This window comes from Bacillus amyloliquefaciens DSM 7 = ATCC 23350 (genome assembly GCF_000196735.1).
In the GTDB taxonomy this organism is placed as follows: Bacteria; Bacillota; Bacilli; order Bacillales; family Bacillaceae; genus Bacillus; species Bacillus amyloliquefaciens.
Map to the genome: position 1 here is coordinate 3,095,553 of NC_014551.1, position 21,983 is coordinate 3,117,535.

Below are 21,983 nucleotides of genomic sequence, written 5' to 3' on the forward strand. Positions count from 1 at the left end.
CCTTTTTTTATAGATGTTCAATCCATTCGGTTAAGGAATCAATCGCATATGTCGGCTTCTGGTCATAACCGGCCATATGTTCACGCTTTGTCACACCCGTGTGAACCAGCAGCGTGTCCATCCCCGCGTTGATGCCGGCCATAATATCCGTTGCATAGTTATCGCCGACCATGAGTGTTTCGGAAATATCCGTTCCGAGCACACGCATCGCCTGTTCCATAATAATGGATTCAGGCTTGCCGATAAAGACAGGCTCAACGCCCGTTGACACCGTCAAAACGGACGTCAGTGAACCGTTCCCCGGCAACAGCCCTCTTTCGGTCGGAATGGCGACGTCGCCGTTTGTTGAAATAAACCGGGCGCCGTTTCTGATCGCAAGGCATCCCGTTGCCAATTTTTCATATGTAATGCCGCGGTCGATTCCCACAACGACAAAGTCCGCGTTTTCTTCTCCGAAGCTCAGCCCGTTTTCTTCAATGGCCTGGCGGATGCCTTCTTCGCCGATTACATATACCGATGCATCTTTTTTCTGCTGGGCGATATGCTGCGCAGTCGCCATGCTCGTCGTGAAGACCTGTTCTTCAGATGCCGGAATGTCAAAGCTCATCAGCTTGTCCGCCACCTGCTTCGGCGTCCGGGAAGAATTGTTCGTCACAAATAAATACGGAATGCCGCGCGCTTTAAGCGTTCTCACGAATTCACACGCTTCTTCGATTTTTTCCGTCCCGTTGTACATTGTGCCGTCCAAATCAATCAAATATCCTTTATAATCCTTCATACTCAACACTCCTGTGGATTTTCTCACTTGTTGTTATTTAAATGCGGAAACAGGACCTAATTCTGTTTCAAGGTAGGTTCTTACTCGGACCGGAAAGGCTTTCAGCACGTCCTTGTTTGACGTGATCAACGCAAACAGTTCCTGATGATCGGCGTGCTGATATTCCTGGACAAGCTGCTTTCTGGAAGAAATCAATTGCTTCAGCTTATTTCCTTCTTCTTCAGCTACCACCTTTTCATCCGTCAGAATATCCATGATGTCATCATAGCTGCCCGGATCGCGCATGATAAAGCCGTCAATCATATCATTTCCGACATCGAGAATGCATTCGATCATAAGATGGCTGATCCGCTCAAGCGCCCGTTTTTCGATCTCGCTCTGCCATGCCGGCGTGCTATCAAACAGCGCCAGCTGGTTCTCAAAAAAACGGAGTGTTTGTTCGATTTTATTTCTGTCAACAAAATACACGTGACAGCATCCCCTTCTGCATCAATTATTTTCTGATTCGTTTTAAAACAAAATACGCGCAGCCGAAATTGCAGTATTCATAAATATATTCGTCCAATGTGCTGATTTTCGTTTCAAAGGTTGCTTTTTGATTCTGGTCATCAAAGAAGCCTTTGAGCCGCAGCTGACTGTATCCCCAGTCTCCCACAATGTAATCATATTTATTTAATATGTCTGAATAGCGGGCTTTGAACGCTTCTTCATTAAAGCCGTTTTTAAAATCATGTACGAGTTCAAACTCGGCATTTTGAATAAGAATCATGTCTTCACCTCTTTTATCACTCTTTACTATCATAATTCATTGACTTCTGTCCATCAATTGCAAAATGAGACGCTTTGGATTGCCCGGAGAATTTTCCCCTTTTATATCCAGTGTAGCGGTTCAGACGATCCTTATTCAAGAATGACTTTTCCCCAGAAAAAACGGCTCCATCACAAAAAACCCAAAACCTGCGGCGGTTTGGGTTTTTTCGGCTTTTATTATGCTTGGGCCTGGCGTTTTTTAGACGCTTCGTTTACCTGTTCATCCGCATGGTAGGAAGAACGGACAAGCGGGCCTGCTTCACAGTGGCTGAAGCCTTTTTGCATCGCGATTTCTTTCAGTTCGGCAAATTCGTCCGGATGATAATATTTTTGGACTTTTAAATGTTTTTTCGACGGCTGCAGGTATTGGCCGATCGCCATGATGTCGACATTGTTCGCAAGCAGGTCGTCCATGACTTCAATAATTTCTTCCTTCGTTTCGCCGAGGCCGATCATAATGCTTGATTTGGTCGGGATGTCCGGCTGCATTTCTTTTGCACGGCGCAAAAATTCCAAAGAACGGTCATATGTTGCGCGGGCGCGGACTCTCGGTGTCAGGCGGCGCACGGTTTCAATATTGTGGTTCAGAATATCAGGGCGGGTATCCATTAATGTTTTCAGGTTGTCGTAATTTCCGCCCATGTCGGATGGCAGCACTTCAATCGTCGTGAACGGGCTTTTTCTGCGGATCGCCCGGACCGTTTCCGCAAAGACGCCTGCTCCGCCGTCTTTCTGGTCATCGCGCGCCACGGCCGTAATGACGGCGTGTTTTAAATTCATCAGCGCGACGGAATCAGCTACGCGTTCCGGCTCCTGCAGATCCAGCTCAGTCGGCAGACCCGTTTTTACAGCGCAGAATCGGCATGCTCTCGTACAGACAGAACCTAGAATCATGAATGTCGCCGTACGTCTTACAGCCCAGCATTCATGGATGTTCGGGCATTTTGCTTCTTCACATACGGTATGCAGATTATTTTCACGCATTAATTTTTTCAGGCCCGTATAGTTTTCATTCGTGTTCAGCTTTATTTTGAGCCATTCCGGCTTTCTCAGATGCTCGTCTTTCTTTGCCATTTCCCCATCATCTCCATTATCCCTGTATTCATGTTCGTGTGCGAAAAATTTCTATTTCACGATGGATATAAAACTTGCGGATTTCTATTCATTAGTCACTTTAACATAGGAAAAATTTCTCGACAAGGGAAGAGAATTACTTACATTTTCTCGGAATTGTGCCGCAAACTATTTGTATTCAATCCTGAAAGGAGATCATGTTGTGAAAGTTCTGTTATCTGCTCTTCTCCTTTTATCAGTTTTCTGTCCGGCTGCAAGCGGGAAAGAACAATCGGCTTCTGTTTACAGCGAACGGATGCAGTTGTACCGCAAAGCCGAAGCGGTCACGCAGATTCCTTGGTATGTGCTTGCAGCGGTTGATCAATATGAAGAAAATATCCGCTCAAACCGAAAGGACCTGCCTGAAAAAGCGGGAATCATCAGCATTTATATTCCGGATTATTTGTGGAGCGGACCTGAAAATCCAAATCCTAAGGACGATGCGCCCCTCAGCATTAAAGTATTTGACGGGATCGGTCTGGACGGTGACGGTGACGGAAAAGCCGAAGTAAGCAATGATGAGGATATCCTTTATACATTTGCACAGTATTTGGCGGCATTCGGAACGGATCTTGACCATATCCGCATCGGCCTCTGGAATTATTATCGCCGTGATCAGACGGTCGGCATTATCACGGAATTCATGACACTGTTCAAAACGTTCGGCCGCCTTGATCTCGGAGAACACGCTTTTCCGCTTCCCGTAAAAACGGATTACAGCTACCGCAGCACTTGGGGCGCCGCACGGGGTTTCGGCGGACGCCGGATTCACGAAGGAACGGATCTGTTCGCTCATTATGGGCTCCCCGTCAGATCGACCTGCTACGGTATTGTTGAAATGAAGGGCTGGAACCGCTTCGGCGGCTGGAGAATCGGCATCAGGGATATCAATAACACGTATCACTACTTCGCCCATCTGAACGGCTTTGCAAAAGGTGTCCATAAAGGCCAGATCGTCAAACCCGGAGAGGTGATCGGTTCTGTCGGAAGCTCCGGATACGGACCGCCGGGCACCGCGGGAAAATTTCCGCCGCATCTTCACTACGGGATGTATAAAGATAACGGAAGGTCGGAATGGTCTTTTGACCCGTATCCTCATTTAAGGGCATGGGAGCGAAAAGAAATCCGCAAGAAAAAGTAAACACACAGCCGCCAGAAGAGAATGCGGCTGTGTGTCTTTATTTGTTTTTCTCCTTTTTTTCATTCGGCAGCTGAACGGAAGGCGTCACGCCTGATCCGCCGCTTCCGTTATAAAACTGTGGCACCTCTCCTTGAATGGCTTTAATGGAGACCGGAATATTATTCGTAACGACCGACGTTTTGCTGGCAAACGGAATAATGACCTTCACTTTAATTTCCACAAAAATACTGATATCAATCAGGGCATTGTTGATGCCATACGGTTTTATTTTTGTTTTCACATCAGTTAACGCATCGCCGATCAGGTTAAAGCGCACCGGGATTTTCGGCCCCAGATTTCCGAGAATGCTGTTTCCCGTGACCTGCCCTAAGGGAATATCAATCATAATTTCATCGGCCGTTTTAGCGCCTTTTTCTGTTTCATGCTGCTTATTGTTCGACTCCGCTTCCTTCAGGTGAGCCTGAAGCTGCTTTGTCACTTTCGCCTTCATGCTGTTGACCATTTGTGTATTAAAATCCATCGTTGTGACTTTTCCGTTTTCATCCGTTTTCATATCGACCATATCTTTCACATTATCTGTGTGAGACATATATTCTTCAATGGATTCCGTAATGACTTCAGTCGCCACCCGTTTCGTTTCCATTTCCCCGATGTTCATCAGCACCGGTTTAATTGAGGAATTGATCATCCAAAGGCTGATGACCGTCGATATGATAAAAAAAGCAAACGACAGAAGAAGCACATATCGAAAAGGCAAAGGCCCTCTCTTGCGAAGAGCGCTCCGGTATCTAGGCAAGAAAAATCCCCCCTTACATATCACAATGTATGCTTGTAAGGGGGGACATAGTATTTTATTTTCACTCTTAAAAAGTCCCGCTTTCACTGGGGGCAGCTATATTGCATTATGACTGCTGCGCAAGCTTCCAGGCGAGCAGATCCCTTAAAAACTCCGGCATAAAGTATTGCTTTTCTTTCGAATCGCGGATGTACGGGAACAGCTTTCCGAGTGTAAACATGTCGAGAACGGCAACCGAGTATATCCGGTCCGAATCAAGCTCTTCTCCGTTCACTTTCACATTGATGAGATGCGTTACACCGTCTTCAAGGATATCAGTCTGCACCTCGGCTCCGGCATACACCATCTTGCCCATGACCTCCCCGCGGAAGCCGAGGCCTTTTATCCGCAGCTGCTCCATGTTTTCTGAGGCAGCCTGGCCGATTGTTTCCTGGAGTTCCCTGCCTGAAAGACGCACGGCGACCGGATTGATCGGATGAGGGCAGATGCGGTGCAGATCAAGCTTTGTGACAGGTCCCTTCTTTAGAGGCCCCAAAATGACGCCTGAATTCACCATGCTGACTTCACAGCCGCACCAGTTTTTCAGCGCCTCGGCTAAAAGAAGCGGGAGCGGTGATTCCTCAAACCACTTCACGCCGGCTTCTTCATTCAGATTGGCGACCTGTACGGAGAGCAGATTTTCCGCTTCCCGTTCTTTCTCTTTCAGAAAAGCCGCCGTATCTTTAGATTCCCCGTGCCAATCAGCCATTTTCTGCACAGATGCCTGTTTGCTGACGATGGTTCGTGTTTCACTGTCCAGCGTCAGCTCGACACAGCCGACATAGTTTCCGTATTTTTCCGCACATGCAAGCAATACGCCGTTTATGTCCTGCCCGTCCTCAAGAAGGTGGTGCGTATGTGATTCAAGAATGACATCGATGTCCGGAAATGTTTCCGCTGCGGCCCGGTCATCTATGAGGCCTAGATGCGAAAGCAGAATGATGATATCCGCTTTGCCCTTGATATCGTCGAGTGATTCTTGAATGCTTTTTTCCGCATCCGTCACCGTCCAGCCGAGCTTTTGATAGACGGGATAATACGGCACCGTGACGCCGAGTATGCCGGCGGTCATCCCGTTTTTCAGCGTTTTGATCACGTACGGCACAGCCCATTTCGGCCGCTGTCCGTCCTCGTCAAACAGGTTGGATACAATGACGGGAAACGCGGCATGATGATATAAATCCGCCAGCTCATCGTGAGGCAGCGTAATTCCTTCATTATTCCCGACGGCAGCCGCATCAATCTCAAGACGGTTTAACAAGTCGACATTCGCTTTGCCGAAGGTCGCTTCTGTAATCATTTGAAATCGGTCCATATGATCGCCGATGTCGAATACGAGTGTTTCCTCCCCGTCTTTTTCATGCTCATTTTTCTTCTGCTCAATGTAATGTACGATTTTCGGCCAATTTTCGAAATGGCTGTGCAAATCATTCGTATGATATAAACGGAGTTTCTCTAACATACCATCTCTCCTACCTTTTAGCTGAATATCCCTTGATAAATCAATTCACAGCCGATCAAAATCAATACGACCCGCATGAAAAGCACGATCGTTTTCGTCCGGACCCGCTTATTGACCCACGCGCCCATTTTGCCGCCGAACCAAGCGCCCGGAACAAGGCACAGCGCATACAACCAATTGACATGGCCCTCTGCGATATGTGACACGGAACCCGTCACGGAGGATAAGAAAATAATGAGCATTGACGTCGCCACAGCCACTTTCGGCGGGAACAAAAATAACAGCATCATGGCCGGAACCATAAGAGAGCCGCCGCCAATGCCGAAGAGACCGCCCAATAAGCCGACGAAAAAGGCAATCGCGATACCGGTAAAAATACGGTACGAATATGTATAAAGCTCACCCGATTCATCCTCATATGTCCGGATTATGCCTTTATGGGCTTTATTGACCGGTTTTGCTTTCGCCTTCAGCATTAATGTAATGGAAATCAAAATCATAAAAAGTCCGAACCAGACGGAAAACGTATGCGCATTAAAAAGTTTAGACAAATACGCGCCGATGATGCTTCCCGGGCCGGAACCGATAAAAAAGATCAGCCCGCTTTTGTAATCAACGGTTTTATATTTCATATAGGCCAGAGTTGATGACAGGCCCGTGAAAATAATGACCAAAAGGGACGTGCCGATGGCAGTCTGCGGCGTTACGTCATGGAAAAACGAAGTCATCGTGCTTAAATAGAGCATCGCCGGCACGATGATAATTCCTCCCCCAAGCCCGATCAGGCTGCCGACCGTTCCCGCAATAAATCCTAATATGATCAAAATAAGATAAGACATGTGTCTTGAAACCTCTTTTCTAGCTGAATAGGTCGAGCTGCTTCGGAGCAAGCCCGGTATATGAGATATCTAGCATTTCAAGCATCTCAAGGCCGTTATCGGCGGCGTCTCCGCCTGAGTTATTGTTGAACAGCACATACAGATTGCGCGACTGTTTTTTCAGCTCCTGAAGATTGTTTTTCCAATCTTTGAGCTCCTGTTTGTTATAGCGGTATAAATATCTGACCTCGCGCCAGTTTTGACCGCCGTCAGGTTTGATCCAGCCCTGCTTGTTCCGCCCGTGAAAACGGATAAGCGTTTTTTCTTCATCCGTTGCTTTCAGGACGGTCGGAATGCTGCCCTCGCCAATTTGCGGCTCGTCACATATGCTGTGAATCCAGCCTTCCGCCTTCATAAAGGAAAGCGTCTGCTCGTAAAATGGCGGGGAAAACCACGACCGGTTGCGGAATTCAAGGGCGCACGGGATATCGCCCATCTGCTGCCTGCACCATCTCAAATATGCGACGTTTTCTTTCTTGCAGTCAAACCACGGCGGGAATTGGAACAGCACCATGGCAAGCTTTCCATGTTCAATATACGGCGTCAATGACAGCTTAAACGCTTCAAACATCTCTTCCTTCGTTTCAAAAGGAATATCGCCGCGCTGATGGCCCGTCATTCCTTGATATGCCTTAACGACAAATTGAAAGGATTCCGGCGTCTCTTTGACCCATCTTTCGTTATTGCGGGCGGGCTGTATCGCGTAAAAGCTCGCGTCAAGCTCAACGATGGGAAAATGGGAGGAATAAGCCTGCAGTTTTTGCGGGCCCGCTGTTTTAGGCGGATAGATGCTGTCATGATCCCCCCATCCCGTCAGTCCGATATAAATCACATTCCTTCACCTCTCACTCTAGTTTATCACAGGTGTTTTTCTCTTTCCGTTTCCATGTTTTTTCTGAATGCTCTTGTCAGATACCCGTATTGATTTTCATTGGTGTCCGAAAATGCCTCACTTCTGGAAGAAGGGATATGCTGATAGACGATCGGCTCTGAAAACTGACCGCTCGTGAAGTCATATATCTCCCCATCTATCCGGTTATAAAAATGCCAGCTTGTTCCGGTTTTCGTTTTGAGAATGTCACCGCCGCACACATCTTGGATGACTAAAGCCGTCACGCCGCACTGGCCTTTGGCCGGGCATTCTTCCGTCCATTTTGTACTAGTCTTGCGCGACCAGGATGCCGTTAATATGTTCAAGATTTGATCATACAATGTGTTTTACTCCTTTTTATAAAAAGATACCACGAGACCCGCTTTCCAAACGACAAAAAAAGCCGATTCCCCGTCAGAGAATCGGCTCTTTCATTTCAGTAGGCTTCAGAAATGTTCCGAAAGCCCCGCTCTCCTTATCACCGTCATCCTGATACACACAGCGTCCCTTGCTGTAGGTCGCAGCAATGCGGTATGGAAAGGTATGGCCTTCATACAGGCTTTGCTTATGTCTGGAAAACATCGTTTCTTTTGTGACGGTAAAGGATTCCGGCCGTACGATGACAAAATCAGCGTCAAATCCCGCTTCAAGCCGGCCTTTATTCATTAAGCCGAAGCGCTTTGCCGGTGCTTCGGCCGTCCATCGGGCAACATGTTCAAACGGGAGCCGATGCTCGATCGCTAATTGAATCATGCCAAGAAGCGTAAATTGGCCTCCGCTGATGCCGCCCCATGACAGAAACATATTATCCTCGCGTTTTAAAGACGGGTGACAGGGAGAATGATCCGAAGACACCATATCAATCAGGCCTTCTGCCAACACCCCGATCAATTCCTCTTTATCAGCCTCTGACCGGAGCGGCGGCGCGCATTTGGCGGCAGACCCTTTTTTAAGGAAGTCCTCAAAACTGAATAATAAGTAGTGCGGACACGTTTCCACGGTGACATCCATTCCGTCTTTTTTCGCCTGCTGAATGGACATCACGGCCCGTTTCGTGCTGATATGTACAAAATGAAGCGCGCATCCCGTCACCTTCGCATATTCAATCGCCCGCTGCACAGCCTCGCATTCAGCTTCTTCCGGACGGGATGAAGTGTAAGCGCGGGCATCAATTTTCCCTTGGAGCGCGTACTCGGCGCCAAGGAAACGGGTGAGGGCGTCGCTTTCTGCGTGCAGGGCCAAAATCTTGCCGCACGCCGCGATTTCTTTCATTCCTTTTAAAAGTGTCCGTTCATCAGCTGACTGAAATTCATCCGTTCCTGATTTTGATAAGAATGCTTTAAACCCGATCGCCCCCGCTTCCGCCATCGGCCGGATATGTTCGGTATATCCGGGCATCAAACCGCCCCAAAGCGCAAAATCAACCGCTGACTTCCGGCTGGCGATTTCCGCCTTTGCCAGCAGGTTTTCAGCAGTCACCGTTGAGGGGATGCAATTAAGCGGCATATCAAAATAAGCCGTACAGCCGCCGGCAGCCAGCATCTTTGAGCCGGTTTCAATGCCTTCCCATTCTTCTCGGCCGGGTTCATTAAAATGCACGTGGCAATCGACCGCGCCCGGAAACACATACATGCCGTCCGCTTGCACCACTTGTTCCGCTTTTTCGTCTATGCCGGGCCCGATCATTGCGATTTTCCCGTCCTTAACGGCGATATCAGCCTGCTTCGTCCCGCCTTTTCGCACAGCCTTCGCACCCTTTACAATTACGTCATAGGCCATTTCATATTCCTCCCTTGTAAGGATGACGATTTTTCTGTCAGTTTTTATCACAAAATGCGTCTATAATTGCCAGTTTACTGCTACTATAATCGTAATACATCAGCAAAGCCGCTATAATTTTTGATGATTTTTATTCATATTAACCAATGGTTGTCTTTAGAACCGGAAGGAGATTGACCGATGAATATTTATGACGTGATGAAGATTCCCGCTTATGAGCGGGCCGCATTAATCGCAGGCAAATCCGGCGGATGGAGGGAGGTGGAGCACGTCAACATGATGGATGCACCTGATATCGCTGATTTTTTACATAAAAATGAACTGCTCGTCACCACGGCTTATCACTTGAAGGACCGCCCGCAGCTGTTGAAAGACTTGATCCGCCTCATGGCAAAACGGGGCTGCGCGGGACTCGGGATCAAAACGAAGCGTTATCTTGATGTCATTCCGAAAGATGCCGCGGAGCTTGCCGATCGGTATGAATTTCCGATTATTGAGCTGCCGGAAGACATCAGGCTCGGAGATATTGTCAACACCACGCTGAGCCATATTCTTGATATACGTTCAAATGAGCTGCAGCAGGCCATTTACGCCCATAAAAAATTTACAAATCACATCATGAGCGGCAAAGGGCTGCAATCTTTGCTCAAAAAGCTCTCAGATATTCTCCGGCTTCCCGTGGTGCTTTTGAATCAGCATACAAAACTCTTATCATCGTCCCACCGCATATCCATTGACACACCTTTATTGAAAAACATCCTTTATTCCCTTTCCGGGCCTTATTTCACCTGCTTTTCCATGCTGTCCGACCGAAAGGCGTATTCTGTCCTGCCGATTTTGAATGATGAAAAAAACTGCGGTTATCTCATGATACCGGAGCTGGTGCAGACCGCTGATAAAGGCATGATTTTGACCATCGAACAGGCGGCCAACGTCATTGCCTTTGAACTTCTGAAAGAAAATGCCGTCAAACAATTCGGCAGACGGGCGCGCAATGAATTTTTCAGCAATTTCATCGACCGTTCGTTTACCGGCCATGAAGAAATCAAAAGCCGCGCCAAAGAATTCCGGCTCCGCTGGGATCAAAAATATATGTGCATCTGCGGGAAGCTTGACCGGGATGAAAAAACAATCAGCTTTACCGAAAATCAGCTCGCTTCTGATCATGTGTTTGAACTGCTTGAAGGTGAGCTGTCATCCTTTCCGTTTCCCCCTCATCTCTTCATTAAAGGAAATGTGGGTATTCTTTTAATTGAAGCGACAGACAGCTGGAATGAAATGCACGCGTCTGTCATCAGCTTTTTGGAGCAGTTTCAAAAGCAGGTCCGGACACAGTTTAAACGGACTGTTTCCTTCGGCGTCTCAAACATCTGCCAAAAACTGATCGACGTCCCTGACGCGTTTACCGAGGCTTCTGACGCCCTTTCATCCGGGCATTTGTCCAGAAGCGCGGAGTTTATTCAAATCTATCATGCCAAAGACGTCCCGGAGCTGCTCCGCCTGCTTCCGACGGAGGATTTGAAGAAGTTTTACCAAGTAACCCTCCAAAGCCTGGCCGATCGGCAGCAGGAGGACCAGAGCCTGCTTCATACGCTGTCTGTATATCTTGAGACACACTGTCAGATCTCAGAAACGGCTAAACGCCTGTACGTCCATCGAAATACGGTGATCTATCGGTTAGAAAAATGCGAGGAACTGCTCGGCAAAAGCTTAAAAGACCCGGAGACGACGATGCGCCTGCGGCTTGCGCTGAGAATGCAGCGGCTGATTGGTTAAGGAATCGTTTCTTTTTTTAACGTGAAATTCACTCTCATTAGTATTTTCGCCAAATTACACCCCGTCTTCCGTCGACTATCGTGTGACTAAACATCATATTCGGAAGAAGAAAAGATTGAAAAGTGAGAAGAACAGAATCATTGGCCGTATTTACACTTAGCCTCCAGTGTATATCTATCATGTACGAAGGAGTGATTACAGTGCTTTTACTCGGCATGGCGCGCAATGAGTTTTGAGGCCCGGTGAGCTTTCTTGCCCTTTAGCGATTGATTTGCAGACATGGGCTCTTACCACTTTGCTGTAAACCATGCGGGGCAATTCATCGACTACGGCTTCTCCGTTATGCTCGGCAGCCCGTTTGCTGCCGACACACACTGATGATGGCAATCAAGTTGGCTTCATCCCTAATGATTAAACACCCATGCCGAATTACAGTAACTGGCCGCTACCCTTTACAAATCGGCGGAATATATGAAAACAAAGAGGATACGTACGGAGAGCCGCTCGAACGCTACGTTGCCGCAGAGCTGGTTCATGACATAGGCACTTCCGTATTTACGAACGAATGCGAACCTGCTTTAAATAATCGGACGCAGAAATTTAATTGGGATTTCCTCAGCAGTTTCAAGTCATCTTTCCAATCAAAATTATACATGGAACCGTCGTCGACTAGATACCTGGCTCAGATGAAAGAAAGGCTTGCATGGATTCTGTGAGGCAGCAGATGCGGATAAGCCAGGGTGTGGCGTTCTTGCAGGTAGCCGTCACTAACGAAGACGGACGATTTTACAGATCCCCTTCTTCCCGGCGAACAAATGCTACTCTGAGAATATATGGTGGAATGCTCTATGGATGCCTGTTTCTCCCCTTTGGGCTTGCTTGAAACTACCCATTTCCTTGATCCATCTTATTCAGATTCATTTTCACACACCGATTCAGCGAAGGATAATCACATTCCTCCTCTCCTGCTCTCCCCATTCTGCTATCAAGTGTATAGAGGGAGTTAGGGGTTCATACTCGGACAAAGAAAAGGATGCAGGTATTCCCTGCATCCTAAGTACTATAGAAAATTCTCAGTCCCTAAAACATTAATTAATTTAGAAGAATTTTAGAAGAATGACTACTAATTCGAAACCATTATTAGATATTAGCGTGTCCATTTACTTGAATATACAGTTTGAATTAGGTCTGTGTGATCCCAGTTATTATATAGTTTCACTTTCACACGGGTTGAAGCGGATTTTTTGGCGATATTTGTAAAAGTAACATTTAATTTTTTGCCGTATGCTGCGTTACCCGAAGCAGTATCAATAGTCTTCCATGAACCGCTTGTATACCGCTGAAGGTATAATTTACAATAAGCCGCAGTTTCCCATGTACCTGATCTTCCTAATTCAACTGTTGCATAAACATTTTTGTAGTTATCTGATGTATGTATATATGATTTTGCAATAACAGATCCAGTATTGTAATTAAAGCTCGTTGTCTTACTTACTGCTTGCGCCGATTGACTTGATCCTATAAAAATCAGGCCAAAAGCCATAACACCTGCTAACAATGCTGCCAGGATATTCTTAGTTTTACTCTTCATGTTAAATCCCTCCGTTAATAATTATGCTTGTAAATTACAAGACTATTATACATTATAACCCATATATCCTAATTTGTAAAACTACACTAGAATACGTTGAGTTTTAAAGTAATGTTATAAATTTCACAAATATATTATTATAATTGCCCGAGAAACATCTAATTTTCTGGTATAAAGACAAAACATGAGATAAATTTCTGATTATTAACCATCGATATTTTTCTTTTCTGGTAATTTTCTATATAAAGTAAAAGCGCAAGCACTAAGCGGCTATTCGTTAACTCAAAATAACGATAATGGTACGGGTTTGTCTTGGAATAAATATGTGTATTATTGTGAGTTTTATTAATTTTCTCAAAAGAAGACCTTCCGCAGTCTCCAATTCAAATAATAGTCCGACTTTTAAGAACGGAGTTTCAACTTGTAAAGCAAACCTAGATCGGCGCCCCTCTGTACATCTTCAAGGTTGCCAGATAGACATTTGGTTCGAATGAAAATGTTTAAGCAACTGAAACGTTTCCTCTAGTATTTTCGCTTACATATATTTGTGATGAGCCAGGCTGTTGTTATCAGATGCTCATTACACAGCGAGCTATAATAAAATCGTCCTTGCTTATATCGAACCGATTCCATTATAGAAACGTCATCATTTCAGAAAAATGAGGGAGCTGCTAAAGCAGGAGACAGCATTCATGGTGACTCTTTGGTAAGAGACTGACGGATACATATGAAAAAATCAGAAATGTTCGGAGACTAGCCCGCTGTGCGCGTGCTACATCGAGAACATTTCCTTCAGCAGTATTCTTTATTTCTACCGCAGTTCCTGAAAGTTTATCCGCCGTAATAAAAAAATTGTTCGGTGAAGAGTAATAACAGGCTCTCCGGCCTTGGTATTCATGTGGTAGTGTCGACTTTTTTGTCCAGTTGACCGGATTATGAATGGAGATTGAGCCACACATAGCCTCCTTTATTAAGTGATAAAACCTGACAGCCGGCTTCGTATATCCCTTCCCTTCAGAAAATACTACAAGAGAGAGACAGTTTTATAAATGAAATTTTCATATGAAGAAAAAACGAAAAGCCTCCGGAACCCGGAGGCTTTAGCTGGTTATCCTTGCTGCGTGAACGGCCGGGTCTGTGTCTTTTTGCCCCAGCCAAGCGCGGCCAGAAAACTGATGACAAGAATGACCGCCCCCAGCATATACGGAAATTCCATATTCACATCAAAGAGAAAACCGGCTGCTGACGGTCCGGCGATATTCGCTAAACTGATGAATGAGGTGTTCATCCCTCCGGCAAACCCCTGCTGGTCACCCGCAAGCTTTGACAGCATCGTATTGACCGCCGGCCGGAGCAGCGATGTCAGCGTGAGAAAAAAGATTGCCGCGGCAAACACGGTCCAATATGAGCCTGCAAGCCTGCACCATACAAGTCCTGCCGCCGCACCGATCAGCGTGACGTTAATGACGCGCTTTTCCCCGAACTTACCGACGAGATAACTGACACCGACCGCCTGCACAAAGACGCCGATGAGACCCGCAGCCGTAATAATAAAGGCAATATCAGACGCTTTAAATCCGTGTTTATGGTCAACGTAAAGGCCGAAGACGGATTCAAAGTTCATAATCCCGAAGTTCAGCACAAAAACCAGAATCAGCATAAACGCGAACGGTGATTTGAGCGCGCGTGACATTTGCTTAAACAGATGCTCACGTTTTTCCATTTTTGCCCGGGCTTCCAGCTGCTTTTCGCGTCCCAGCGTCTCAGGCAGAAAGAAAAATGAAAGCACGGTTGAAAAGCAGGCGAGACCTGCAGAGACGATGAACGGCACAGCCATGCCGTAATGAACCAAATAGCCTCCGACACCGGGCCCGATGACGACACCGAGCGTCATCGCCGCGCTGAACAGCCCCATTCCTTTCCCGCGTTCTTTTTCCGTCGTAATATCCGCAATGTAAGCGAACATTGACGGCATTAAAAACGCCGCCCCCATTCCGCCCAAAAGGCGGGATGCGAACAATTGCCACAGGCTTCCGGCAAAGGCGAAGATCAATTGTGACACCGCAAAGGCGGCGATGCCGAAAATAATCAGTTTCCGCCGTCCGTATTTGTCGGTTATTTCCCCGGCAATAGGCGCAAATAGAAGCTGTGTAAGCCCCGCCGCAGCAACAAGCAGTCCCATCGTGCTTCCCGTCGCTCCGAATTCGGTAATATATGCGGGCATAATCGGGATAATCAGCCCGATCCCAAGCATCGCAATAAACATATTCAGCATTAAAATTGACAATCGGCCCATATACGCCATGATTTCTTACCTTCTCCCCAGACAAACAGATAACCATTCCATATTTGTCATTTTTTATATCATTCAGTATAACTGGGGAAAGGGAAAAAAGTCCAGATGATTTAAATGCTCGGTTTTATGTCTCATGACAGCACACCGGTTGCAGCCTGATGATCATATATGTTGAGAGCCGCCTGCAGCGCTTCGCCGGCTTTAACGGCAACCCCGTGCCTGATCAGAACCGCTTCAAGACCGGCCAGCACAAACAGCACATTTTCCTTTCTGCAGCTGTAGCCCATTGTTCCGATTCTCCATATTTTCCCCTGCAGCGGACCGAACGAGCTGGCAATTTCAATTCCGAATTGAGACAAAAGCATACTCCTGATCGATTCGCCGTCAGCTTCTTGCGGAATCTGCACACATGTGACGACAGGCAGCTTCGCCTCCGGATCGCCGAATAAATCAAGGCCCATCGCTGAAAGTCCGGCCATAAGCGCTTTTTCATGACGACGATGCCTGCGGAACCGTTCTTCAAGTCCTTCTTCAAGGACCAAACGCACCCCCTCCCGCAGTGCATAGAGCATCGTTGTCGCTTCTGTATGGTGATTCAGCCTTCTCTCACTCCAATAATCTTCGAGCTGGCTCAGATCAAAATAGTTGCTCGTAATCGGACGATAATCAGACAGCATTTGACCGTCAGCCGCCGTCGCGATGCCCCGCTCTACCTTTTTACGTCCGGCAATCACCGCGGCCGTCCGGTCATTATATGTAATCGGCGCCATTCCTGAAGGTACCGATAAGCATTTTTGCGTTCCTCCGATAACCGCGTCAATGTTCCATTCATCCGTTTTTACGGCGCAGCCTCCGATGGTGGCCACGGCATCTACGATAAAGAGCGCGTCTTGTTCGCGGCACGCTTCCCCGATTTCTTTCAGCGGGTGAATCCGTCCCGTTGATGTTTCTCCGTGCACCATGGCCACAATTTTCGGGGAGACCTTTTTCATTTCGCTGATAATCTCTTCAGGCTGAAAGACCGTTCCCCATTCACACTCGATCGTATGGACGTCCGCCCCGTACCGCTCGGCGATTTCAGTCAGCAAATACCCGAAGCGTCCGTATATCGGAACAAGCACGCGGTCGCCCGGTTCTATCACACTTGCGAGAACCGCCTCAATTCCGGCTCTTGATGTGCCGTCAATCGGATAGGCCCAGCGGTTTTTCGTTTGAAACAATTCACGGAGCATTTGCATCGTTTCGTTCATCATGTCTGTAAATGCCGGGTCAAACTGGCCGATGATCGGAGCGCCCATCGCCCTCAGCACTCTCGGTTCAGCTTCTGTCGGTCCCGGTGTCATAATTGTTCTTTGCGGAATGCTCAATTCTTTTCTGGTCGGCACGCCGATTCCCCCTTTGCGTTAATAGGCAAGTTTATATAATACATTCGCCAGCGTACGGACGCCGGTTTCCAGCTGATGCGCAGGTGTGAATTCAAGCGGAGAGTGGCTGATTCCGCCCCGGCTCGGCACAAACAGCATGCAGGCCGGAAAGGTTCTGCCGAGCATCTGGGCGTCATGCCCCGCTCCGCTTACGATCTGCTCCGAGTCCGCCCCCTGTTCTTTTGCAGCCTCTGCAGCCGTTCGTATCAGCGTATCATCCATTTGAACCGGCTCTATTTTCATATATTCATCAATAATGTGCCGGACCCCTTTGCTGCGGCTGATTTTTTCAATGATCGAAACCAGTTTCTGATGGAAGGCTGTCAGCACATCTTCCTGCTGATGGCGGATATCAACGGAAAATTGGATACGGCCCGGAATGACATTCGCCATATTCGGTTCCACCGTCATTTTCCCGCACGTCAGGCGAAGCTCTTCCGGCTGTCTTTCTGCTGAGAGCATGAGCTCGTGGATGATGCTGCTTGCCGCTGCGAGCGGGTCTTTCCGCCATTTCATCGAAGTGGTTCCGGCATGGTTGCATTCACCGTCAAGCGTAACGGTATAGCGCCTCTGCCCGGCAATTCCGGTGACAATCCCGATATCCTTTCCCGATCGTTCAAGCGTTTGTCCCTGTTCAATATGAACTTCCAGAAAAGCTTTGATGTCGGTCCGTAGCGGTGCGGGATAGCGGCCTGCACCGAAGCCGTTCTGCCGCATGGCTTCTTTTAGAGAAATGCCTGAAGCGTCTCTCGGCGTTTCCGCATCTGAAAGCGAGAAAGCCCCGGTAATATTTCCCGATCCCCAATAGGTGATGGGAAAACGGCTTCCTTCCTCTTCACAAAGCGACACAGCCTCCAGTGTTTTTTTCGGACGCCCGAACGTCTCATACAAATGACGGATCGCCAGCATGCCCGCCAGCACGCCGAATGCTCCGTCATATTTGCCCCCGTCAATAACGGTGTCAATATGCGACCCGGTCAGAATCACCTCATCCGGCGATTCTGAACCGCTCAGCCTGCCGAACACGTTTCCGACATCGTCAAATGCCGTTTCAAGCCCGAACGCCTCCATTTTCTTTTTGACGGCAAGCTGGGCATCCATCCATTCTTTCGTATATAAAAGCCTCGTCACTCCGCCGGCAGCGGAAGCCCCGAATTGAGACAGCCATTGAATATCATCGGAAATTCCGATACTCGCCGCCGACAGCTGCTGATGTTTCATAGGCACCCTCCTTTTAACCTGACAAACTGGCAAGATGATCTTCATTATAGAAGGAGCGCCTTATGAGTTCATTATCATATCTTCTAAAAAATCGATCATTTTTCAGACACTTCGTCCAACAAGCCGTACCTTCCGCTCTAAGCCGAAGGAACCATTTTTCAAAAAAGATAGAATATTAGATTTATTTTTTGGATAATAGAGGTAAAGGAGGGCAAGTCATGACAAAAAAACTTTGGTTTCTGCCGATTGTCTGCCTGTATTTCATTTTTGGATGGGCCGCGCCGTCAGCCTCTGCGGGCGCGCCGGCTGACACGAATCTGTACAGCCGGCTGGCGGTTTCAACTGCCGGCACCTTTTTTCCGCAAACCGCCTCATCGGTCATCACTACGTCTGCGGACACGGACACGTATTACAAAGAAGCTTCCGGAAAAAGCGGGACATCCTTAAAAAGCGCTCTGCACCGCATCATCAGCGGGAATACAAAGCTGTCTTACAGCCAAGTATGGGATGCGTTGAAGGAAACTGATGAAGATCCGGCAAATCCGAACAATGTCATCTTGCTCTATACTCAGGAATCACGGGCAAAAAGTAAAAACGGCGGAAGCGTCGGGGACTGGAACCGTGAACATGTGTGGGCCAAGTCACACGGAAACTTCGGCACATCTGCCGGCCCCGGCACTGACATTCATCATCTGCGCCCGGCAGACGTTCAGGTGAACAGCGCCAGAGGTAACATGGATTTTGATAACGGCGGCTCAGAATACCCGAAAGCGCCGGGCAACTATTACGACGGTGATTCGTGGGAGCCGCGCGATGAGGTCAAAGGAGACGTCGCGCGCATGCTGTTTTACATGGCGGTGCGTTATGAAGGAGACGACGGGTACCCTGACCTTGAGCTGAATGATAAAACAGGAAACGGTTCGGCTCCCTACATGGGAAAACTGTCCGTTTTGCTCAAATGGAATAAACAGGACCCCGTCGACAGTAAGGAAAAACGGCGGAACGAACTCATTTACGAAGACTATCAGCATAACCGCAATCCGTTTATCGACCACCCGGAATGGGCGGATGAAATCTGGAAATAGTGTCACAGAAATGATAAGGGAGCCCGATCATCAGGCTCCCTTTTTTAATATACGGCGTCTTCGGTCTCGGCATCAAAAAAGACGGCCCTGTCCATATTGACCGCAAGCAGAATGGCGTCGCCCGGTCTCACCTGTGAAGCGCCGTCAAGACGGATCGTCAGGCGTTCGTCTCCGCTTGATGCATGAACATACATCTCCGCGCCTAAGTTTTCACACACTTCCGCCACAGCGCGGCACCCCGCCTCACCCGGATTGTCTGACTGTCCCGCAAGCGTCAAATGCTCCGGGCGCAGCCCCGCTGTCATCTCTTTGCCGCTGTATCCTTTTTGTACGAGAACCGCCGCTTTTTCTTTCGGAATGGGCAAACGAACGGACGAACCGGCAAAATACCATTGTCCGTCATTTTCCTCAATGATGCCTTTTATAAAATTCATACTCGGAGAGCCGATAAAACCCGCCACAAACATATTCGCCGGGTAATGATATATCTCATGGGGGCTTGCGGCCTGCTGAATATCCCCTTCATTCATCACGACAATCCGGTCGCCCATTGTCATCGCTTCTGTCTGATCATGCGTGACATAAACGATGGTCGCTTTCAGACGCTGATGAAGCTTGCTGATTTCGGCGCGCATTGTCACACGTAATTTCGCATCTAAGTTGGAAAGCGGCTCGTCCATCAGAAATACCTTCGGCTCCCGCACGATCGACCGGCCGAGCGCAACCCGCTGCCGCTGCCCGCCTGAGAGAGCCTTCGGTTTTCGCTTGAGCAGATGCCCGATTTCCAAAATATCAGCGGCCGCCCTGACACGCTCTGCGATTTCTTTTTTCGGCAGCTTTCTGAGCTTCAAACCGAACGCCATATTGTCAAACACCGTCATGTGCGGATACAGCGCGTAATTCTGAAAAACCATCGCGATGTCGCGATCCTTCGGAGGAAGATCATTCACCGCGTCTCCATCGATATAAAGCTTCCCATCAGAAATGCTCTCAAGCCCGGCAATCATTCGTAGTGTCGTAGATTTGCCGCAGCCTGACGGACCGACAAGCACCAGCAGTTCCTCATCCTTCACATCCAAATGAAAATCCTTCACTGCCGCCGATTGGGCGCCGTATGTTTTTTTGACATGGTCAAATGTTAATGATGCCATTAGAAACCTCCTCCAATACTGGAAACCGCCTCATCTTTCTGTTATGTTAAAAATGTTCGGGGTTTCTGACAGATTCATAAAAAAGCAAATTTGTATTATAACGTCATAATACATATAATAGTACTACTACTCGACATAAGGAGGTCCGTCCCATTGTTAAATAACGGGAGCTCAAAACCTTTATATATTCAGCTGAAACAAATTATCGCGGACGATATCAAAAAGGGCGTGTATTCGCCGTCCGTGAAACTGCCGACTGAAAATGAGCTTTGCGAAACGTACAATGTCAGCCGCATCACGGTCAGAAAGGCCATCCTCGATCTTGTGGAAGAGGGCTGGCTCGTCCGGCAGCAGGGAAAGGGAACGTTCGTTAAAAGCCCTAAACTGAAGCGGGAGCTCATCGCGGTCAATGGCTACTCTGAATTTATGGAATCAACAGGAAAAAAACCGAAACACCAGGTCCTTTCCCATGAAATCATTGAAGCGCCTAAATCCATCGCCCAAAAGCTTCGCGTCGCTTCTGAAAGTCCCGTTCTTGAATTAAAACGCATTTTATTTCACGACGACCAGCCGCTCTCATTCGAAATCGCCCACTATCCGCTCGGTTTATTTCCCGACATCGGCAAGCATATTAAAGACGGCGTGTCGATGCATGACATCCTGAAGCAGCACTATCAGGTGGTGCCCACCCATAATACGAAGCTGTTAAATGTCGTATACGCCAAACAGGAAGAAAGCCGCTATCTGGCTTGCGATATCGGGGATGCGCTTTTTGAAATTGATAAAACCGCGTTTATGTCAAAAGACCAGCCGATATACAGCTCGCTGTTTTTAATGCATACCGACCGCGTCACGTTTACCATTAACAGTCCCTACACGTAACAGGCATAAAAAACGAGACAATGCTTATCGTATTCTCGTTTTTTCATTGCTTTTCCCGCCGCCCGGCCTGTAGGGATGCCCGTAACCGAACGCACCGAATCCCCCGCATGTTTTGGCAGCCGTCCCGGCAGCCGCAGCAAGCGCTCGCCGGATATCCTGATGCTCGAAAAAATCGGTAAGAAACCCGGCGATAAAAGAATCTCCCGCACCCAATGTATCTATTATATCAGCTCTAACAACAGGCTGATGATAGACCCGCTCCCCATCTGATAACACCGCGCCATATTCTCCCCTTGTCAGACAGACGATTCTCGCTCCGTATCCGCGGGCTTTTTCGGCAAGCTGCACACATTCGCTTTCACTCAAATCGCTCCCGGAAAAAAACGCATACGTCACGTACGGACAGACCGCCTCTAAATAGGCTTCGTCACGTTTTGTTGAGAAGTCAAAGGAAATCGGCACATGACCGCTCAGCATCGGAAGGTCACGCTCTATCCTGCTGTATACGCTCGTGTGCAGCAGATCATGTCCGGCGATAAATGAGATGTCATTCTCCTGAAAAGCAAGCGTCAGACGCGATTGCACGCCGCCTTTATTTGATCCGGCAAATATCCTGTCTCCCCTTTCATCAAGAGTGACGACAGCTATCCCGTTTTCTCCGTATGCCCGGCGGATCAAATCGGCATTCACCTTTTCCAGTTTCAGCACGTTCAATACGTGATCCGCCGCTTCATCACTGCCGAGTATCCCGATATAAGAAGTGTCGTGGCCTAAGCGCCGCGCAAGCACGGCTACATTCAGCGCATTCCCGCCCGGGTAAAACGTCTCCTGATCCTGATAATAATCCACCACATTATCTCCGGCCGCTATCAGTTTCATCTTTTCATCCC

Annotated in this window: 22 protein-coding genes; 5 read left to right on the forward strand and 17 right to left on the reverse strand. The window is 48.0% G+C overall.

Annotated elements, in window-relative coordinates; genetic code table 11:
- Positions 1-7: 7 nt before the first annotated feature.
- From BAMF_RS35960 to lipA, 4 genes are all read right to left on the reverse strand, one after another.
- Entirely contained in the window at positions 8-778 is a 771-nt protein-coding gene (locus BAMF_RS35960) for a TIGR01457 family HAD-type hydrolase (RefSeq protein ID WP_013353455.1), read from the reverse strand.
- A gap of 33 nt (positions 779-811) precedes the next feature.
- Entirely contained in the window at positions 812-1,246 is a 435-nt protein-coding gene (locus BAMF_RS35965) for a DUF86 domain-containing protein (RefSeq protein ID WP_013353456.1), read from the reverse strand.
- A 25-nt stretch (positions 1,247-1,271) separates the two neighbouring features.
- A complete protein-coding gene (locus BAMF_RS35970) occupies positions 1,272-1,547 on the reverse strand; it encodes a YutD family protein (protein ID WP_003151928.1) in 276 nt (91 codons plus the stop codon).
- Positions 1,548-1,765: 218 nt separating this feature from the next.
- Complete coding sequence (gene lipA / locus BAMF_RS35975; RefSeq protein ID WP_003151923.1) at positions 1,766-2,662, reverse strand: lipoyl synthase; 897 nt, start codon at positions 2,660-2,662, stop codon at positions 1,766-1,768.
- Between the two features lie 202 nt (positions 2,663-2,864).
- On the opposite strand from lipA, the gene lytH reads away from it, so the two are divergent.
- Positions 2,865-3,842 carry an L-Ala--D-Glu endopeptidase gene (lytH, locus tag BAMF_RS35980; RefSeq protein WP_013353457.1) on the forward strand — a complete coding sequence of 326 codons (978 nt, stop codon included), beginning with the start codon at positions 2,865-2,867 and terminating at the stop codon, positions 3,840-3,842.
- 37 nt (positions 3,843-3,879) lie between these two features.
- Here lytH and yunB read toward each other — a convergent pair whose 3' ends face one another.
- The 6 genes from yunB to BAMF_RS36010 all read right to left on the reverse strand — a co-directional run bounded on the left by yunB (position 3,880) and on the right by BAMF_RS36010 (position 9,667).
- Positions 3,880-4,638: a sporulation protein YunB gene (yunB, locus tag BAMF_RS35985; protein WP_013353458.1), complete on the reverse strand. Its 759-nt coding sequence runs from the start codon at positions 4,636-4,638 to the stop codon at positions 3,880-3,882.
- 106 nt (positions 4,639-4,744) lie between these two features.
- Positions 4,745-6,139: a bifunctional metallophosphatase/5'-nucleotidase gene (locus BAMF_RS35990; protein ID WP_013353459.1), complete on the reverse strand. Its 1,395-nt coding sequence runs from the start codon at positions 6,137-6,139 to the stop codon at positions 4,745-4,747.
- A gap of 17 nt (positions 6,140-6,156) precedes the next feature.
- Positions 6,157-6,978: a sulfite exporter TauE/SafE family protein gene (locus tag BAMF_RS35995; RefSeq protein WP_013353460.1), complete on the reverse strand. Its 822-nt coding sequence runs from the start codon at positions 6,976-6,978 to the stop codon at positions 6,157-6,159.
- Between the two features lie 19 nt (positions 6,979-6,997).
- Positions 6,998-7,849, reverse strand: a complete 852-nt coding sequence (locus tag BAMF_RS36000) for a DUF72 domain-containing protein (protein ID WP_013353461.1) — start codon at positions 7,847-7,849, stop codon at positions 6,998-7,000.
- Between the two features lie 26 nt (positions 7,850-7,875).
- Positions 7,876-8,229, reverse strand: coding sequence for a YunG family protein (locus tag BAMF_RS36005; protein WP_013353462.1), 354 nt, complete (start codon positions 8,227-8,229; stop codon positions 7,876-7,878).
- A 73-nt stretch (positions 8,230-8,302) separates the two neighbouring features.
- Positions 8,303-9,667 carry an allantoinase gene (locus BAMF_RS36010; RefSeq protein ID WP_013353463.1) on the reverse strand — a complete coding sequence of 455 codons (1,365 nt, stop codon included), beginning with the start codon at positions 9,665-9,667 and terminating at the stop codon, positions 8,303-8,305.
- Between the two features lie 180 nt (positions 9,668-9,847).
- Here BAMF_RS36010 and BAMF_RS36015 point away from each other — a divergent pair, with 180 nt between their 5' ends.
- Positions 9,848-11,443, forward strand: coding sequence for a PucR family transcriptional regulator (locus BAMF_RS36015; protein ID WP_013353464.1), 1,596 nt, complete (start codon positions 9,848-9,850; stop codon positions 11,441-11,443).
- 195 nt (positions 11,444-11,638) lie between these two features.
- On the opposite strand, the gene BAMF_RS40950 is transcribed toward BAMF_RS36015, so the two are convergent.
- Positions 11,639-11,830, reverse strand: a complete 192-nt coding sequence (locus tag BAMF_RS40950) for a hypothetical protein (RefSeq protein WP_232469708.1) — start codon at positions 11,828-11,830, stop codon at positions 11,639-11,641.
- Positions 11,831-11,835: 5 nt separating this feature from the next.
- Between BAMF_RS40950 and BAMF_RS40955 the strand changes: the two genes are divergently transcribed.
- Positions 11,836-12,159 carry a hypothetical protein gene (locus BAMF_RS40955; RefSeq protein WP_232469709.1) on the forward strand — a complete coding sequence of 108 codons (324 nt, stop codon included), beginning with the start codon at positions 11,836-11,838 and terminating at the stop codon, positions 12,157-12,159.
- A gap of 431 nt (positions 12,160-12,590) precedes the next feature.
- Here BAMF_RS40955 and BAMF_RS36020 read toward each other — a convergent pair whose 3' ends face one another.
- The 4 genes from BAMF_RS36020 to allC form a co-directional block, all read right to left on the reverse strand.
- Positions 12,591-13,034: a hypothetical protein gene (locus BAMF_RS36020; protein ID WP_013353465.1), complete on the reverse strand. Its 444-nt coding sequence runs from the start codon at positions 13,032-13,034 to the stop codon at positions 12,591-12,593.
- A 1,108-nt stretch (positions 13,035-14,142) separates the two neighbouring features.
- A complete protein-coding gene (locus tag BAMF_RS36025; protein WP_013353466.1) occupies positions 14,143-15,339 on the reverse strand; it encodes an MFS transporter in 1,197 nt (398 codons plus the stop codon).
- Between the two features lie 122 nt (positions 15,340-15,461).
- Positions 15,462-16,715, reverse strand: coding sequence for a pyridoxal-phosphate-dependent aminotransferase family protein (locus BAMF_RS36030; protein WP_013353467.1), 1,254 nt, complete (start codon positions 16,713-16,715; stop codon positions 15,462-15,464).
- A gap of 18 nt (positions 16,716-16,733) precedes the next feature.
- A complete protein-coding gene (allC, locus tag BAMF_RS36035; RefSeq protein WP_013353468.1) occupies positions 16,734-17,975 on the reverse strand; it encodes an allantoate deiminase in 1,242 nt (413 codons plus the stop codon).
- Positions 17,976-18,193: 218 nt separating this feature from the next.
- Between allC and BAMF_RS36040 the strand changes: the two genes are divergently transcribed.
- Positions 18,194-19,060: an endonuclease I family protein gene (locus BAMF_RS36040; protein ID WP_013353469.1), complete on the forward strand. Its 867-nt coding sequence runs from the start codon at positions 18,194-18,196 to the stop codon at positions 19,058-19,060.
- A gap of 44 nt (positions 19,061-19,104) precedes the next feature.
- Here the strand turns inward: BAMF_RS36040 and BAMF_RS36045 are convergent, their stop codons facing one another.
- Complete coding sequence (locus tag BAMF_RS36045) at positions 19,105-20,211, reverse strand: ABC transporter ATP-binding protein (protein WP_013353470.1); 1,107 nt, start codon at positions 20,209-20,211, stop codon at positions 19,105-19,107.
- A 153-nt stretch (positions 20,212-20,364) separates the two neighbouring features.
- Here BAMF_RS36045 and BAMF_RS36050 point away from each other — a divergent pair, with 153 nt between their 5' ends.
- Entirely contained in the window at positions 20,365-21,093 is a 729-nt protein-coding gene (locus tag BAMF_RS36050) for a GntR family transcriptional regulator (protein WP_013353471.1), read from the forward strand.
- Positions 21,094-21,117: 24 nt separating this feature from the next.
- Here the strand turns inward: BAMF_RS36050 and BAMF_RS36055 are convergent, their stop codons facing one another.
- Positions 21,118-21,972 (reverse strand): PfkB family carbohydrate kinase, encoded by an 855-nt coding sequence (locus BAMF_RS36055; RefSeq protein WP_013353472.1) that lies wholly within the window; start codon positions 21,970-21,972, stop codon positions 21,118-21,120.
- Positions 21,973-21,983 lie beyond the last annotated feature (11 nt).